The organism is Rhodopseudomonas sp. (assembly GCF_036404135.1).
Classification (GTDB): Bacteria; Pseudomonadota; Alphaproteobacteria; order Rhizobiales; family Xanthobacteraceae; genus Rhodopseudomonas_A.
The window spans coordinates 1-15168 of the sequence record NZ_DASWPE010000208.1; the positions used below are offsets into that span (position 1 = coordinate 1).

General features: G+C 67.4%; 11 protein-coding genes. 2 read left to right on the forward strand and 9 right to left on the reverse strand.

The features are described 5' to 3' along the window. The 6 genes from VGC77_RS22885 to ubiE form a co-directional block, all read right to left on the reverse strand. The coding region (locus VGC77_RS22885; RefSeq protein ID WP_331173854.1) for a tRNA (adenosine(37)-N6)-threonylcarbamoyltransferase complex ATPase subunit type 1 TsaE at positions 1–194 on the reverse strand (194 nt) is incomplete at its 3' end. Further along, entirely contained in the window at positions 191–2722 is a 2532-nt protein-coding gene (locus VGC77_RS22890) for a PAS domain-containing sensor histidine kinase (RefSeq protein ID WP_331173855.1), read from the reverse strand. The genes VGC77_RS22890 and VGC77_RS22885, both read right to left, overlap by 4 nt. Before the next feature lie 273 nt (positions 2723–2995). After that, entirely contained in the window at positions 2996–3454 is a 459-nt protein-coding gene (dut, locus tag VGC77_RS22895) for a dUTP diphosphatase (RefSeq protein ID WP_331173856.1), read from the reverse strand. Then, positions 3451–4878, reverse strand: a complete 1428-nt coding sequence (gene coaBC / locus VGC77_RS22900; RefSeq protein WP_331173857.1) for a bifunctional phosphopantothenoylcysteine decarboxylase/phosphopantothenate--cysteine ligase CoaBC — start codon at positions 4876–4878, stop codon at positions 3451–3453. Before coaBC ends, dut begins: the two co-directional genes overlap by 4 nt. Before the next feature lie 82 nt (positions 4879–4960). Then, the gene (gene ubiB / locus VGC77_RS22905) at positions 4961–6529 is read right to left on the reverse strand and encodes a 2-polyprenylphenol 6-hydroxylase (protein ID WP_331173858.1); all 1569 of its coding nucleotides are present in this window, start codon (positions 6527–6529) and stop codon (positions 4961–4963) included. Beyond that, on the reverse strand, positions 6526–7287 hold the full coding sequence (gene ubiE / locus VGC77_RS22910; RefSeq protein ID WP_331173859.1) for a bifunctional demethylmenaquinone methyltransferase/2-methoxy-6-polyprenyl-1,4-benzoquinol methylase UbiE: 762 nt from the start codon (positions 7285–7287) through the stop codon (positions 6526–6528). Before ubiE ends, ubiB begins: the two co-directional genes overlap by 4 nt. Positions 7288–7422: 135 nt before the next feature. On the opposite strand from ubiE, the gene mutM reads away from it, so the two are divergent. Beyond that, positions 7423–8304: a bifunctional DNA-formamidopyrimidine glycosylase/DNA-(apurinic or apyrimidinic site) lyase gene (gene mutM / locus VGC77_RS22915; RefSeq protein ID WP_331173860.1), complete on the forward strand. Its 882-nt coding sequence runs from the start codon at positions 7423–7425 to the stop codon at positions 8302–8304. 462 nt (positions 8305–8766) lie between these two features. On the opposite strand, the gene VGC77_RS22920 is transcribed toward mutM, so the two are convergent. Further along, complete coding sequence (locus VGC77_RS22920; RefSeq protein WP_331173861.1) at positions 8767–9081, reverse strand: GIY-YIG nuclease family protein; 315 nt, start codon at positions 9079–9081, stop codon at positions 8767–8769. 877 nt (positions 9082–9958) lie between these two features. Next, positions 9959–12163, reverse strand: coding sequence for a catalase/peroxidase HPI (katG, locus tag VGC77_RS22925; RefSeq protein WP_331173862.1), 2205 nt, complete (start codon positions 12161–12163; stop codon positions 9959–9961). A gap of 393 nt (positions 12164–12556) precedes the next feature. On the opposite strand from katG, the gene VGC77_RS22930 reads away from it, so the two are divergent. Continuing rightward, a complete protein-coding gene (locus VGC77_RS22930) occupies positions 12557–13456 on the forward strand; it encodes a LysR substrate-binding domain-containing protein (protein WP_331173863.1) in 900 nt (299 codons plus the stop codon). Positions 13457–13642: 186 nt separating this feature from the next. Here VGC77_RS22930 and pcaF read toward each other — a convergent pair whose 3' ends face one another. Further along, complete coding sequence (pcaF, locus tag VGC77_RS22935) at positions 13643–14851, reverse strand: 3-oxoadipyl-CoA thiolase (RefSeq protein WP_331173864.1); 1209 nt, start codon at positions 14849–14851, stop codon at positions 13643–13645. Positions 14852–15168: the final 317 nt, after the last annotated feature.

Below are 15168 nucleotides of genomic sequence, written 5' to 3' on the forward strand. Positions count from 1 at the left end.
CTCGGCACTTCCAGTTCATCATCGCTGGCGAGATAGCGAATCATCGCCCTCGCCGCCGCTGTCTTGCCGGCTCCGAGATCGCCCGAGAGCGTGATCACATCGCCGGGACTGACCAACAAAGCGAGATCGGCCATCAGGTCGGCCGTGGCGACCTCGTTGTTCAAAGCGACGGAGAATGTTGTGGGCTGGCTCATTCCGCGGCGTTGCGATGGGCTGTTTGATCGAGGGGGAAATCACAGATCACCGTGGTCCCCTTGCCGACGACGGAGTCGACACGAACCCGGCCGCCATGCAGTTCCACAAAAGAGCGCACCAGCGACAGGCCGAGGCCGGCACCGCGATGCCGCGAACCGTTGGCATGGCTCTCGAACCAATCGAACACCTTGTCCTTGACCTCCGGCGGAATGCCGGGACCGCGATCGGTGACCGAGAAAGTAACGTTGTGCTCGGACCGTTTCGCGCTCAGCGTGATCGTCGCATCGTGCGGCGAGAAGCCGACCGCATTGGCGAGCAGATTGTACAGCACCTGTACGACGCGGCGCTCGTCGCCGGTGAAGTTTCCGATCGCCGGATCGACGTCGATCTGCAGCGCGATACGGTCGCGCGCCAGCCGATCCTGAATGCCCTCGGCCGCGTCATCGATGGTCTTGCGGATGTCGATCGGCCCGAGGTTCAGCGTCATCGCGCCAGCGTCGATGGTGGCGAGGTCGAGAATGTTATTGATGATCGCCAGCAGCGCGCCGGTCGAGGTGGTGATGTATTCGAGATACTCGGCCTGCTTCGGCATCAACGGGCCGGTGATCGGATCGCTGAGCAGATGTGCGAAGCCGATGATGGTGGTGAGCGGCGAGCGCAGTTCGTAGGAGACGTGGTGGACGAAATCCACCTTCATCTGGTCGGCGGTTTCCAGCGCCTCATTGCGCTCGCGCAGCGCGCGCTCGACGTTCTCGGTGTCGGTGATGTCCTGGAACGTCAGCATGGTGGCGCCGTCGGGCAGCGGCATGGTCATGCAGTTCAGCACGCTGCCGTCGCGGCGCTCCAGCTTCAGCGGGATCGCGATCCGGTTCTCGATGCCGGTGATGGCGCCGCGCAGCGTCTGCCAGGTGGCGGCGTCGTCGAATAGCGGCCGGCACCAATCCACCACGGTCTCGATATGCGGCTGCAATTGCAGCGCTTCCGGCGACAGGTTCCACATCCGCGCGAATGGCGGGTTGAACAGCCGGGCGCAACCATTGCTGCCGAACACCGCGACCGCCTCGGCGAGATTGTCGAGCGTCTCGCGCTGCACATTGATCAGGCCGTCGAAACGGCGCGCCAATTCCAGGCTGGCGGTGACGTCGTCGAACAGATAGGTGACGCCGCCTTCGGGGTTCGGCGTGGTGACGATCGAAATCGCGCGGCCGTCGGGCAGATACCAGACGTCCTTGGCGGGGTCGACGGCGCGATAGGCCTCGTGCAGCCGCGCCTTCCACTCCCGGAAATTCGGCTGCTCCGGCAGTTTGCGCGCCGCGCGCAAGCGGTCGAGCACGCTGGAATCTTCCGGGTTGCTGTCGAGAAACGTGCGATCGAGGTCCCACAGCCGGCGATAGGAATCATTGTAGAAGGCGAGCCGGTGCTGTTCGTCGAACACCGCGACGCCGCTCGACAATTGGTCCAGCGTGCGGCGATGCGCCTCCGCCATCCGCACCAGGGCGGCGCCGAGCGCGTAGGCTTCGCTGGCGTCGATCGCGGCGCCGGCGCTGCCGCCGCGCACCTTCATGGCGTGGACGTCGTAGATCCGCCGCTCGCCGCCGATCACGATCGGCAATCTTGCGGCGAAATTGGCGTTGTCGTTGAGCGCGCGGTAGAGCGCTGTGCGGTCGTTGCTTTCCAGAAGCTCGAGATTGCGCTCGACGGCGTCGGCGACGTTGGCCGCTTCGGTCGCCCGCGCATAGGCGGCGTTGGCGTAGCTGAGCTGGCCGGCGTCGCGCCGGGTCCAGATCGGCCACGGCGCGGCGGCGGCGAAGTCGCGCAGCATCTCGGTTTCCTGCTGCAGCGTCTTGTGGCGCTGCGTCATTTCCGCGAGTTCGCGGCGCAGCCCGGAGAGATCGCGGATTCGCACGATGGCCTGGCCGCCGACGGCGCGGCCCATCGCCTCGATGCTGCGGCCGGTGGAGGTGACGAGGTTGAGCTGGAAACCTTCGCCGGATTCCAGCAAGGCGTCGACCGCGTGGTCCATCTTCAGCGCCGGCTCCGGCGGCATCCAGGTTCCGAACGCCAGGATGCGCTGCGGCTGAACCGCCGGCTCGCCGGCCAGCGCGGCCTGCGGCAGCAACAGCGCGACGTCGCCGCTGATCTGCGGCCTGCTATCGCCGGCGGCCCAGGCGATTAGCACCTGGGTTTCCGCAAACAACAGCGCGCGGAAGCGGTCGGCTTCGACCTGCAGGGTCTGGATGTCGCCGCGCAACCGCGCCTCGCAGGCGGCGGCGCGCAGCCTCGTGCGCATCAACAGGATCGCCGCGACCACCGAGAAGCCGAGCACGGCGACGGCCATGGTCAGCGCGATGACGTCCTGGCGGCTGAAATCCAGCAGCGCGGTCAGCGTCGGGTTCGCGGCGGTCTCGGCCGCCGTGGCCGAGGACACCGCGGCCCACATCGCTAGCGCGACGCCTGCGCCGCTACTGCGTGCCAGCGCCGTGCACGACAGCAGGGTCCGACGCATCGATGCGACCACGCCTGACATAGAGAGCCCCAAACCGTAGAACGAACGACGGCCGTCGGGCGCCGGATCGACAAGCAGACGAATGCAGCCGGATCGAGCGCGCAACAACAAATGTGCGCGCGATCCGACCGAAACCGAAATCCGCTGGTGCCGATCGTGCCCCGTTACGCCGTTCACGAATCGAGCGACATTATCCCCATCGGGACAAGCCGGGTAAGAGTCCAGATCGTGAACGGCGGATGCAGAGCAAAATTGGACGAATTTAATTTATTTGGGCGGCGGCGCCGGCGGCGATCAGCGGCCAGTCGAGCCGAATCCGCCGCTGCCGCGCGCGGTCTCATCTAGCGCGGCGACAGCCTTCAGCTCGACCCGCGCCACCCGGGCCACCACCATCTGGGCGATTCGCTCGCCGCGCTCGATGGTGAACGGCTGGCTGCCGTGGTTGATCAGCAGCACGCCGATCTCGCCGCGATAGTCCGCATCGATGGTGCCCGGCGCGTTGAGCACGGTGACGCCGTGCCGCGCGGCGAGCCCGGAGCGCGGCCGCACCTGCGCCTCGTAGCCCGGCGGCAGCGCCAGCGTTAGCCCGGTCGGCACCAACGCGTAGGTGCCCGGCGCCAGCACCAGCGGCGCGTCATTGGCGACGGCGGCGAGCAGGTCGAGCCCTGCGGCATGGGCGCTCTGATAGGCTGGCAGCGCGAGGCCCTCGCCGTGCGGCAATTGCTGGACGGTGGCGGAGATAGCGACGGTCATGATTCGGCAGTCCTTACAGCTTTGGAAATACGCGCGATCAGCGCGGTGGCGACTTGGTCTTTCGACATCACCGGCCAGGATTCGATGGCGATCGCATCGGCGGCGCGGCTCAACAGATGGATGGTGTTGCGCTCGCCGCCCATCACGCCGGTGGCCGGCGAGACGTCATTGGCGACGATCCAGTCGCAGCCTTTTCGGGCTAGTTTGGCGCGCGCGTTGTCGAGCAGATTTTCGGTTTCGGCGGCGAAGCCGATCACCAGCGCCGGCCGCTGCTCGGCGCGGCGCGCGACGGTGGCGAGGATGTCGGGGTTCTCGACGAGCTGTAGCGGCGGGGTGCCGGCGCTGCCCTTTTTCAGTTTCTGCGCGCCCTGATCGACGACGCGCCAATCCGCGACCGCGGCGGCGAAGATCGCGACATCGACCGGCAGCGCGGCGTCCACCGCCTCCAGCATCTCGCGCGCCGATTCGACGCGGATCACCTGCACGCCCGCGGGATCGCGCAGCTCGACCGGGCCGGAGATCAGCGTGACCGCGGCGCCGGCGGCCGCTGCGGCCGCGGCGATGGCGTAGCCCTGCTTGCCGCTGGAGCGATTGGCGATGTAGCGCACCGGATCGATCGGCTCGTGGGTCGGGCCGGCGGTGATCAGCACTTTGCAGCCGGCGAGTGGCTGCGGTTGCGAAGGGTGCAGAAACCCCTGTGCCGCAGCGGCGATTTCGATCGGCTCGGCCATCCGCCCGCGGCCGGCCTCGCCGGCTTCGGCCATTTCGCCGGCATTGGGGCCGACCATGTGGACGCCGTCGCGGACAAGCTGCGCGACGTTGCGCCGTGTCGCGGCGTTAGTCCACATCAAGGGATTCATCGCCGGCGCCAGCAGGATCGGCCGGTTGGTGGCGAGCAGGATCGCGCTGGCGAGGTCGTCGGCGTGGCCGTTGGCGATCTTCGCCATCAGGTCGGCGGTCGCCGGCGCCACCAATACGAGCGCGCAGTCGCGCCCCAGCCGAATGTGGCCCGCGTCGAATTCACTCGCGGGGTCAAACAGATCGGTGTAGCAGCGCTGATGCGACAGGGCGCTTGCGGTGAGCGGCGTGACGAATTGCTGCGCGGCGCGGGTCAACACGCAGCGCACCTCGAAGCCGCGCTCCATCAGCCGCCGGATCAGGTCCATGGATTTATAGGCGGCGATGCCGCCGCCGACGATCAGGGTGATTTTCGGCGGATGGCCCGCGGCGCCGGGCTGCGGCGGCGGCGTTTCCGGCTGCGCCGAGGCCTCGTCAAAACTTGCGGCAAACTCGTGGCGCGGCTGCGACGCCTCGCGCAGGATGATCCGCACCTCGTCTTCCATCGAACGGCCATGGCGCGCGGCGCGCTGCCGCAGTTCGGCCTTGATCGCCTCGTCGAGTTTGCGGATCGTCAGACTGGCCACGCGGGTTCTCCTGCGTGGAACTTAGCCAACGACCGCATTGCAGGCAAGACATGAGTGCGTTGCAATCATTGCGTGCGTCGACTCACTGCATCGACAGCAACACGCCGATGAAGGTGGCGGCGATGATCCACAGCGCGATGGTGCGGCCGCGGGTGCGGTTGCGCTCGGAGCGGCCGATCGCGGCGATGGTCTCCGGCGACAACACCAGGCCGTTGCGGGTCATGCCCTCGAGCTGGTTGAGCAGCGCCACCGAGCGCGCGGCGATCGCCGGCAGCCCGCCGAGCAGATGGCCGAGTTCGCCGGCGCCCGACAGCGCGGTCTCGATCTTGCCGACCGGGCCTAAGTTGCGCTCGATCCATTCGCGCACCACCGGATCGGCGACCTTCCAGATGTCGAGCTTGGGATCGAACGAACGCGCCACGCCTTCGACCACCACCATGGTCTTCTGCAACAGAATGAGCTCGGGCCTGGTGCGCATGTCGAACAGCCCGGTGACCTCGAGCAGCAGCGTCAGCAGCTTGGCCATCGAGATGTCTTCGGCGATGCGGTTGTGGATCGGCTCGCCGATGGCGCGGATCGCTTGCGCGAAATTCTCCACCGAATGATGCGCCGGCACGTAGCCGGCCTCGAAATGCACCTCGGCGACGCGGCGATAGTTGCGGGTGATGAAGCCAAGCAGGATCTCGGCGAGAAACCGCCGCTCCTTCGGCGCGAGCCGCCCCATGATGCCGAAATCCACCGCGACCAGGCGTCCGGTCGGGTCGAGGAACAGGTTGCCGGGATGCATGTCGGCGTGGAAGAAGCCGTCGCGCAGCGCGTGGCGCAGAAAGCTCTGGATCACCTTGCGGCCGAGTTCGGCGACGTCGACCTTGGCTTCGGCGAGCCGGGCGTGATCGTTCAGCGGAATGCCGTCGATCCACTCCATGGTCAGCACGTTGTGGGTGGTGCGGTCCCAGTCGACCTGCGGCACCCGGAAATCCGGATCGTCCTTGGTGTTCTCGGCCATCTCGGAGGCGGCGGCGGCTTCCAGCCGCAGATCCATCTCCATCGCCACCGAGCGCGACATGGTGTTGATGATCTCGACCAGCCGCAGCCGCCGCGCTTCCGACGAATAGATCTCGGCCTTTTCCGCCACGAAGAAGAAATCGCCGAGGTCGCGGTTGAACCGCGCCGCCACGTTCGGTCGCAGCACCTTCACCGCGACGCGCTTGCGCAGCCCGTCGGTGTCGGTCTCGCCGCGATGCACCTGGGCAATCGAGGCTGCCGCGACCGGCTCGCTAAGGCTGACGAACACCTGCGCCACCGGGCGCTCCAGCGATGCCGCGATCACCGCCTCGGCCTCGGTCTGCGAGAACGGCGGTAGCCGGTCCTGCAGGCTTTCGAGGTCGCGCGCCATCGCCACCCCGACCACGTCGGGGCGGGTGGCGAGGAATTGCCCGAGCTTGAGATAGGCCGGGCCGAGCCTTGTCAGCGCGCGCGACAATCGCGGTCCGGATTTGGCGCCGGGGCGCTCGATCAGCCGGGCGACCCGCAGCGCCAGTTGGCCCGGCGGCGGCACCAGCGACGGATCGACCACGCCGAACACGCCCTCGCGCGCAAACACGTAGCCGGCGCGGGCCAGCCGCGCCGCATGAGTAAGGGCAGAGATCACAAACGCCAGCCCGAATGCAGCGCCACGATGCCGCCGGACAGCGACTGATAGGACACCCGGGCGAAGCCGGCGTCGCGGATCATCTCGGCGAACACCGCGGGCTTCGGGAATTTGCGAATCGATTCCACCAGATATTGATAGGATTCGGCGTCGCCGGTGACGACGCGGCCGATCTGCGGGATCACGTTGAACGAGAACAGGTCGTAGATCTTGTCGAGGCCGGGGACGTCGACATGAGAGAATTCCAGGCACAGGAAGCGGCTGCCCGGCTTCAGCACCCGGTAGGCTTCTTTCAGCGCCGCATCGATCCGCGGCACGTTGCGGATGCCGAAGGCGATGGTATAGGCGTCGTAGCTCTTGTCGGGAAACGGCAGCGCTTCGGCATTGCCCTCGATGAACGACACTTGGTGGTCGAGATGCCGCGCCAGCGCGCGTTCGCGGCCGACGCTGAGCATGTCGGAATTGATGTCGCAGACCGTGGCGGTGAAGCCCGTGCCTGCGGCCTTGGCGGCGCGGAACGAGATGTCGCCGGTGCCGCCGGCGACGTCGAGCAGCGCGAACGGCGCGTCGGAGCGCGGCGGGTTCAGCGCGGTGATCATGACGTTCTTCCAAGCGCGGTGCAGCCCGCCCGACATCAGATCGTTCATCAGGTCGTAGCGCGATGCGACGCTGTGGAACACGTCGTTGACCAGCGTCTGCTTGTCGTCCAGCGCCACGTCCTTGAAGCCGAAATGCGTGGTCTCGCCCGGCTGAGTCATGCCAATTCTCCTGCGCGCGGCGGCGCGCGCTGGCCCGAGCCGGTGCGCCGTCGCCAAAACCTGTCTGCGGCGGACCATATAGCGCGCCGCCGCCGATGGCGCTATCACCTTGGCAACCCAAGGTGAACGCGCCGCATGCCGGAATTGCCCGAAGTCGAAACCGTCCGGCGCGGGCTTGAGCCGGCGATGGCCGGCGCCCGGATCGAGGGCTTTCTGGCCCGCCGCGCCGATCTGCGCTTTGCGCTGCAGCCGGATCTCGCCAAACGGCTGATCGGCCAGACCGTCAAGGGGCTCGGCCGCCGGGCGAAATATCTTTTGGCGGAGCTGTCAAGCGGCGACGTGCTGTTGATGCATCTGGGCATGTCCGGCTCGTTCCGGGTGCTGCAGGGCAGGGCCGCGACCAGGCCGGGGGCGTTTCACCATCCGCGGGGCGACGACCGCGCCCATGATCATGTGGTGTTTTCGATGTCGAACGGCGCGGTGATCGTGTTCAACGATCCGCGCCGCTTCGGCTACATGAAGATTCTCGCCCCGGGCGAGGTCGCCGAGGAGCCGTTTCTCAAAGGCTTGGGTCCGGAGCCTTTGGGCAATTCGTTCGACGCGGCGATGCTGGCGAAAGCCTGCGCCGGGCGCAAGACCAGCCTGAAGGCGGCGCTGTTGGACCAGCGCGTGGTCGCCGGCCTCGGCAACATCTATGTCTGCGAGGCGCTGTTTTACGCGCATCTCTCGCCCAAGCGGCTCGCGGCGACGCTTGCGACCCGCGCCGGCGCGCCGACCGCGCGCGCCGTGCGGCTGGTGGAAGCGATCCGCACGGTGCTGCAGGCGGCGATTGCGGCCGGCGGCTCGTCGCTGCGCGACCACCGCCAGACCTCGGGCGAACTCGGCTATTTCCAGCACTCCTTTGCGGTCTATGACCGCGAGGGCGAACCGTGCCGCACGCGTGGCTGCGGCGGGGTGGTGAAACGCTTCGTGCAGAACGGCCGCTCGACCTTCTGGTGCCCGACGTGCCAGCGGTGAGGGGGAGGCGCCGGCGGTTTCCCGCGGAGAGGCCCGCGGGCTGCCCGCGCGCGGCTCGACGCTCCCCACCGCCGTCATCCTGAGGTGCGCGCCGGCGCGCGGTGCTGCTACGTATTGCGGCTTATCGTCGGCGCGCCTCGAAGGATGGCGACGCGCGACGAGGCCTCTCGCCGCTGGTCCCGCTCCGACTCGCAGGTGGAGTAAAATAAGAGCGTCGCAGCGGCGTCGGTGTGCCGGGCGTCTCGCCCGCGGCCCATCCTTCGAGACACCCGGCTTCGCTGCGCTTCGCCGGGTTCCTCAGGATGACGCTGAATATCTTGAACGGACAACGTTGTGAGCTGGCGGGCCTGAAACGATGATCGCATCTCGCCACACCACGCGGCTGTCATTCTGAGGTGCGCGCCGGCACGCGGTGCTGCTACGTATTGCAGCTTATCGTCGGCGCGCCTCGAAGGATGACCGCTACTCGGGAACGTCGACGACCCGCGCGTGACTGCCGCGCCGCGCCAGCCGACGGATGTCGGCCCAGTCGCCGCGGATCAGCGCCTGCATCTTGGCGCGGCTCCAGCCCTTGATCTGCCGCTCGACGGCGATCGCATCGGTGATGCGATCGAAATGCTCCGACCAGACCAGCGTCAGCGGCCGGCGGGTCGAAGTGTACCCCGGGTAAGTGCCGGCGTCATGTTGCGCGATGCGCGGCGCAAGATCGTCGCCGCTGGCGCTGCCGACATAGTAGGAGCCATCGGCGCAGCGCAGCATATAGACGTAAGCCCCCATCGTCCGCACCCTTGATACTTGCGGGTTGGTCGCGCAGCATGCCAGCGCGGGATTAACTGTCAATCGAGACGTGTGGTGGCCGCTTCGCCCGCAGCCCATCCTTCGAGACGCCCGGCTTCGCCCTGCGGGCTACGCCGGGTTCCTCAGAGTCTGACTCAAAAAGCGATCAATGAAATCAGGCATTCAACCCGTCATTGCGACGAAGCAATCCAGGGCCCGCATGGAGCCCCTGGATTGCTTCGCTTCTCAGTCGGCGCTGCGCGCCGCCCTCGGCTCGCAATGACAAAGCCCCCTGATTTTGCTCGCTGCTTTTTCGGTCAGACACTCAGGATGACGACGGGGGTGGTGAAATGATACGGTTGAGATATCTCTTCCTGAACTTGTCGCTTGTACGATGATTGAGATCGTAGCTAATTGCAGCGCGACTCCAGGGCCTGCTCCACACGCCGCCGTCATCCTGAGGTGCGCGCCGGCGCGCGGTGCTGCTACGTATCGCAGCTTATCGTCGGCGCGCCTCGAAGGATGGCGACGCGCGACGAGGCCTCTGCCGCTGGTCCCACTCCGACTCGCAGGTGTGGTAACGCAGGAGTGTCGCGTAGTGGCGTCGGCGGGTCGGCGTCTCGCCCGCGGCCCATCCTTCGAGACACCCGGCTTCGTCCTTCGGACTTCGCCGGGTTCCTCAGGATGACGGTGGGGTTGTGGGGGCGCGGCGGAAGCGGGGCGCGGCGGAAGTAAATCCTCCAAACAAAAGCCCCCGCGATTGGCTCGCGGGGGCTCGTCGTCATCGGAGTGCGGCTGTGAGTTGCGCCCGGTGGCGCGCGATCGAGCCGCGCTTGCAGCATCGACGTCGCGGCGTGACCGCGACGTCGTCGCGCTGTTACTCCGCGGCTTGCAGCAGCACCGGCTCGGCCTTGAGGTCGAAGCGGTCGGCGTTCATCACCTTGGTCCAGGCGGCGACGAAGTCGCGCACGAACTTCTCCTTGGAATCCGCCTGCGCATAGACCTCGGCGAGCGCGCGCAATTGCGAGTGCGAGCCGAAGATCAGGTCGACGCGGGTCGCGGTCCACTTGACTTCGCCCGACTTGCGGTCGCGGCCCTCATAGATGCCTTCGGTGGTCGACGGCTGCCACGACGTCGCCATCGTCAACAGGTTGACGAAGAAGTCGTTGCTCAGCGTGCCCGGCTTGGTGGTGAACACGCCGTGCTTGGAATCCCCGGCATTGGCGCCGAGCACCCGCAAGCCCCCGACCAGCACGGTCATCTCCGGCGCGGTCAGCGTCAGCAGCTGTGCCCGATCGACCAGGGCCTCCTCGGGCTTCATGTATTGATGCTTCTTGCTGTTGACGTAGTTGCGGAAGCCGTCGGCGCGCGGCTCCAGCGGCGCGAAGGACGGCGCGTCGGTCTGCTCCGCCGAGGCGTCGCCGCGGCCCGGGGCGAACGGCACCTTGACCGCAACGCCGGCGTCCTTGGCGGCCTTCTCGACCGCGGCGGTGCCGCCGAGCACGATCAGGTCGGCGAGCGACACTTTCTTGCCGAACTCCTTGCCGATCGCTTCGAGCTTCTGCAGCACCAGCTGCAGCTGCGCCGGCTGGTTGACCTCCCAGTCCTTCTGCGGAACCAGGCGAATCCGCGCGCCATTGGCGCCGCCGCGCTTGTCGGAGCCGCGGAAGGTCGAGGCCGAAGCCCAGGCGGTGGAGACCAGTTGCGCTACCGAAAGCCCCGAGCCGAGGATCTTGGCCTTCAGGGCTTCGATGTCGGCATCATTGATCAAGGGATGATCGGCCGGCGGGATCGGGTCCTGCCAGATCAGCGTCTCCTTCGGCACTTCCGGGCCGAGATAGCGCGCCACCGGGCCCATGTCGCGATGGGTGAGCTTGAACCAGGCCCGCGCGAAGGCGTCGGCGAACTCGTCCGGATTCTCGTAAAACCGCCGCGCGATCTTTTCGTAGATCGGATCGACCTTGAGCGCGATGTCGGAGGTCAGCATCGACGGCGCGTGACGCTTCGACTTGTCGTGGGCGTCCGGCACGCTGCCCGCGCCCGCGCCATTCTTCGGCGTCCACTGATGCGCGCCGCCGGGGCTCTTGGTCAGCTCCCACTCGTAGCCGAACAGGTTCCAGAAGAAGTTGTTGCTCCACTTGGTCGGCGTCGAGGTCCAGATCACTTCCAGACCGCTGGTGATGGCGTCGCCGGCGATGCCGGTGCCATGGGTGCTCTTCCAGCCGAGGCCCTGGTTCTCGACCGCGCTGCCTTCCGGGTCGGCCCCGACGAACGACGGATCGCCGGCGCCGTGGGTCTTGCCGAAGGTGTGGCCGCCGGCGATCAGCGCCACGGTCTCTTCGTCGTTCATCGCCATGCGGCCGAAGGTCTCGCGGATGTCCTTGGCCGAGGCCAGCGGATCGGGGTTGCCGTTCGGACCTTCCGGATTGACATAGATCAGGCCCATCTGCACCGCGCCGAGCGGCTCGGCCAGTTCGCGTTCGCCGCTGTAGCGCTCGTCGCCAAGCCAGGTGCCCTCCGGACCCCAGAACAGTTCTTCCGGTTCCCAGGTGTCGGCGCGGCCGCCGGCAAAGCCGAAGGTCTTGAAGCCCATCGACTCCAACGCGACATTGCCGGTGAGCACGAACAGGTCGGCCCAGGAAATCTTCTGGCCGTATTTCTGCTTGACCGGCCACAACAGCCGCCGCGCTTTGTCGAGGTTGACGTTGTCGGGCCACGAATTCAGCGGCGCGAAACGCTGCTGGCCGGCGCCGGCGCCGCCGCGGCCGTCGGTGGTGCGATAGGTGCCGGCGCTGTGCCAGGCCATGCGGATGAACAGCGGCCCGTAATGGCCGAAATCCGCCGGCCACCAGTCCTGCGAATCGGTCATCAGCGCGACGAGGTCCTGCTTCAGCGCGGCGAGGTCGAGCTTCTTGAATTCCTCGGCATAATGGAACGACTTGCCGAGCGGATCGGCCGCCGGCGAGCGCTGATGCAGCACCGACAGGTCGAGCTGCTCCGGCCACCAGTCGCGGTTGCCGCGCGGCGCCGCGCCGTGCGCGACGGGGCATTTGCCGGATTTTTCGTCAGTCTTTGCGTCCATGGTGGTCTCCGATCGTAATGGCGTTGGTGGTGTGTGGCGTTGTGCGTTGGCGGTTGGCGTCGCAGCCCTCGGCATCCACGGCGCGCCCAGCCTGCGGCCGGGGCGGCGCCGGACCGAGCCGGTCCACGGCGTTGCAATCGATGCGTCGGCAATCCGATTGCCGGCGGGTGGTGATCAGTGCGGCGGTGCGTCCTCCGGAAGTGAGGCCGGATGTCCGTGCGAACTTGCGGTCCGGCGCGGCATCGTCTTGCTTGAGGATGATGGTGTTGTGTTGGCCGGCGCATCCCGCGACCGGGCGGTCACTGGGAACCCGACAAGCGCTAATCTGGAATAAATCTATCATCAGGTCCAGTCGAATTGCATTGTTCGGGCGATCAGTTTATCTGATCGGGCATGGTCACGCTGCGCCAGCTTCGCTATCTCTCCGCGCTCGCCAAGCACGGCCATTTCGGCCGCGCCGCCGAGGCCTGTTCGGTGACCCAGCCGGCGCTGTCGATGCAGATCAGCGATCTTGAGCGCACCCTCGGGGTCAAGGTGGTGGAGCGGCGGCCCGGCGAGGTGCTGCTGACCGACGCCGGCCGCGAGATCGCCCGGCGCGGCGACGAGGTGCTGACGGCGTCGCGCGACCTCGTTGATTTCGCCCGGCATCGCAATCAGCCGCTGACCGGGCGCCTCACGCTCGGGGTGATCCCGTCGCTGGCGCCGTATCTGTTGCCGAAGATCCTGCCGGCGCTGCAGCGCGGCTTTCCCGAACTGCGGCTGGAATTGCGCGAGAGCCAGACCCGGTCGTTGGTCGGCGACATCAAGAGCGGCGCGCTCGACGCGGCACTGTTGGCGCTGCCGCTGGAGGATGCCGAGCTCGACGCCTTGGCGCTGTTCGAGGATCTGTTCCTGCTGGCGGTGCCGGCCGACGATCCGCGGCCCGACACGACGCGCGTCGCCGCCCGCGACATCGACCAGAGCCGGCTGATCCTGTTGGAAGACGGCCATTGCCTGCGCGATCAGGCGTTGGCGTTCTGCGCCACCGCGCGGCGCGGCCGCAACCCGGCCGCCGGAATGACGTTCGGCGCCTCCAGCCTGTCGACGGTGATGCAGATGGTGGCGTCGGGCTATGGCATCACGCTGATTCCGCAGATCGCCGCCGAGGTGGAGCGCCGCGACAGCCGGGTCAAGCTGTTGCGGCTGACCGATCCGCAGCCCGGCCGCCGCATCGGGCTGGTGTTCCGCGCGACCTCGCCGCGCAAGGCGGATTTTACGGCGCTGGGCGAGGTGGTGAAGGCGAGCGTCGCCTGAGCGGGCGTTGCTCTTCTCCCCTCCCCCTTGCGGGGAGGGGTCGGGGGTGGGGGTCTGCGAGTCCTGACCTTGCGGTCACCCCCCTCCCCAACCCTCCCCCGCAAGGGGGGGAGGGAGCGCGCTGCCGATCGGGAGGCGCAGCGGCAAGATAAACCCGCTCACGAGAAGGTAATTTCGCCGGGCCGCTCAATTCACCCGTTCGAGCGCCATCGCCACGCCCTGGCCGACGCCGACGCACAGCGTCGCCAGCGCCAATCTGCCGCCGCGCTTTTCCAAGCCATGCACCGCGGTCAGAGCCAGCCGGGCGCCGCTCATGCCGAGCGGATGGCCGAGCGCGATGGCGCCGCCATGCGGATTGACGAAGTCCGCGTCGTCGGCGATGCCGAGCTGGCGCAGGCAGGCCAGCCCCTGCGAGGCGAAGGCCTCGTTGAGTTCGATCAGGTCGAAATCGCCGATCGACAGCCCGAGCCGCGCCAAAAGCTTCTGCGTCGCCGGCACCGGGCCGATCCCCATGATCCGCGGCGGCACGCCGGCCGAGGCCAGCCCGAGAATTTTCGCCCGCGGCGTCAACCCGTGCCGCTGCACCGCCTGCTCGGAGGCGAGAATCATCGCCGCGGCGCCGTCATTGATCCCCGAGGCGTTGCCGGCGGTCACGGTGCCGGGATTGCGCACGATCGGCTTCAATTTGGAAAGCCCCTGCAGCGTGGTCTCGGGACGCGGATGCTCGTCCTTATCCACGTTGACTGGCCCGCCTTTGCCGCCGGGCGCCGCGACCGCGACGATCTCGTCGGCAAAATAGCCCGCCGCGATCGCAACACCCGCGCGCTGCTGCGAGCGCAACGCGAAGCCGTCCTGATCGGCGCGGGAAATCTGGAACTCCTCGGCGACGTTTTCGCCGGTCTCCGGCATCGCATCGACGCCGTATTGCGCCTTGATCAACGGATTGATGAAGCGCCAGCCGATCGTGGTGTCGAAAATCTCGGCCTGCCGCGCAAACGCCTCTGGTGCCTTGCCCATCACGAATGGCGCCCGCGTCATCGATTCGACGCCGCCGGCAATGGCGAAATCGATGTCGCCGCAGCGGATCGCGCGCGCCGCGGCCCCCACCGCGTCGAGCCCGGAGGCGCACAGCCGGTTGACCGTGATGCCCGGCACCTGCTCCGGCAGCCCGGCCAAGAGCAGCGCCATCCGCGCCACGTTGCGGTTGTCCTCGCCGGCCTGGTTGGCGCAGCCGAGATACACCTCGTCGAGCGCCGCCCAGTCGAGTTTCGGATGCTTCGCCAGCAGCACCTTGATCGGGGCGGCGGCGAGATCGTCGGCGCGCACCTTGGACAGCGCGCCGCCGAACCGGCCGATCGGGGTCCGCACCGCATCGCAGACGAACACATCGCGCATCCTCGAACTCCCGTGTGTGATCCGTGCTTGATCGCCGGATTTGTTGGCGGGAGTCTTAGGAAGGCGGATCGGCGCGGTCAATCGCGCAAAACCGTGCATGGCGGCAGCAGCCGGGTAGGATCGCGGCGCGGAATTTTGCTAAGGTTTGCCGCGACAACGCGCTTGCTTTCACCTCTCCCTGTGGGAGAGGTCGACCGGCGAAGCGCAGCGAAGCCGGTCGGGTGAGGGTTTTTGTCGCTCGATAGGGCGTACCCCCTCACCCCAGCCCTCTCCCCATGGGAGAGGGAGTTCGCTGCCGTTGCCGCAACGCTGCACGT

What these genes read in the sequence shown, in the direction of transcription:
- VGC77_RS22890 (WP_331173855.1), bottom strand. Translation starts at nt 2,722, where the DNA reads ATGTCAGGCGTGGTCGCATCGATGCGTCGGACCCTGCTGTCGTGCACG.
- dut (WP_331173856.1), bottom strand. Translation starts at nt 3,454, where the DNA reads ATGACCGTCGCTATCTCCGCCACCGTCCAGCAATTGCCGCACGGCGAG.
- ubiE (WP_331173859.1), bottom strand. Translation starts at nt 7,287, where the DNA reads ATGACTCAGCCGGGCGAGACCACGCATTTCGGCTTCAAGGACGTGGCG.
- mutM (WP_331173860.1), top strand. Translation starts at nt 7,423, where the DNA reads ATGCCGGAATTGCCCGAAGTCGAAACCGTCCGGCGCGGGCTTGAGCCG.
- VGC77_RS22920 (WP_331173861.1), bottom strand. Translation starts at nt 9,081, where the DNA reads ATGGGGGCTTACGTCTATATGCTGCGCTGCGCCGATGGCTCCTACTAT.
- katG (WP_331173862.1), bottom strand. Translation starts at nt 12,163, where the DNA reads ATGGACGCAAAGACTGACGAAAAATCCGGCAAATGCCCCGTCGCGCAC.
- VGC77_RS22930 (WP_331173863.1), top strand. Translation starts at nt 12,557, where the DNA reads ATGGTCACGCTGCGCCAGCTTCGCTATCTCTCCGCGCTCGCCAAGCAC.
- pcaF (WP_331173864.1), bottom strand. Translation starts at nt 14,851, where the DNA reads ATGCGCGATGTGTTCGTCTGCGATGCGGTGCGGACCCCGATCGGCCGG.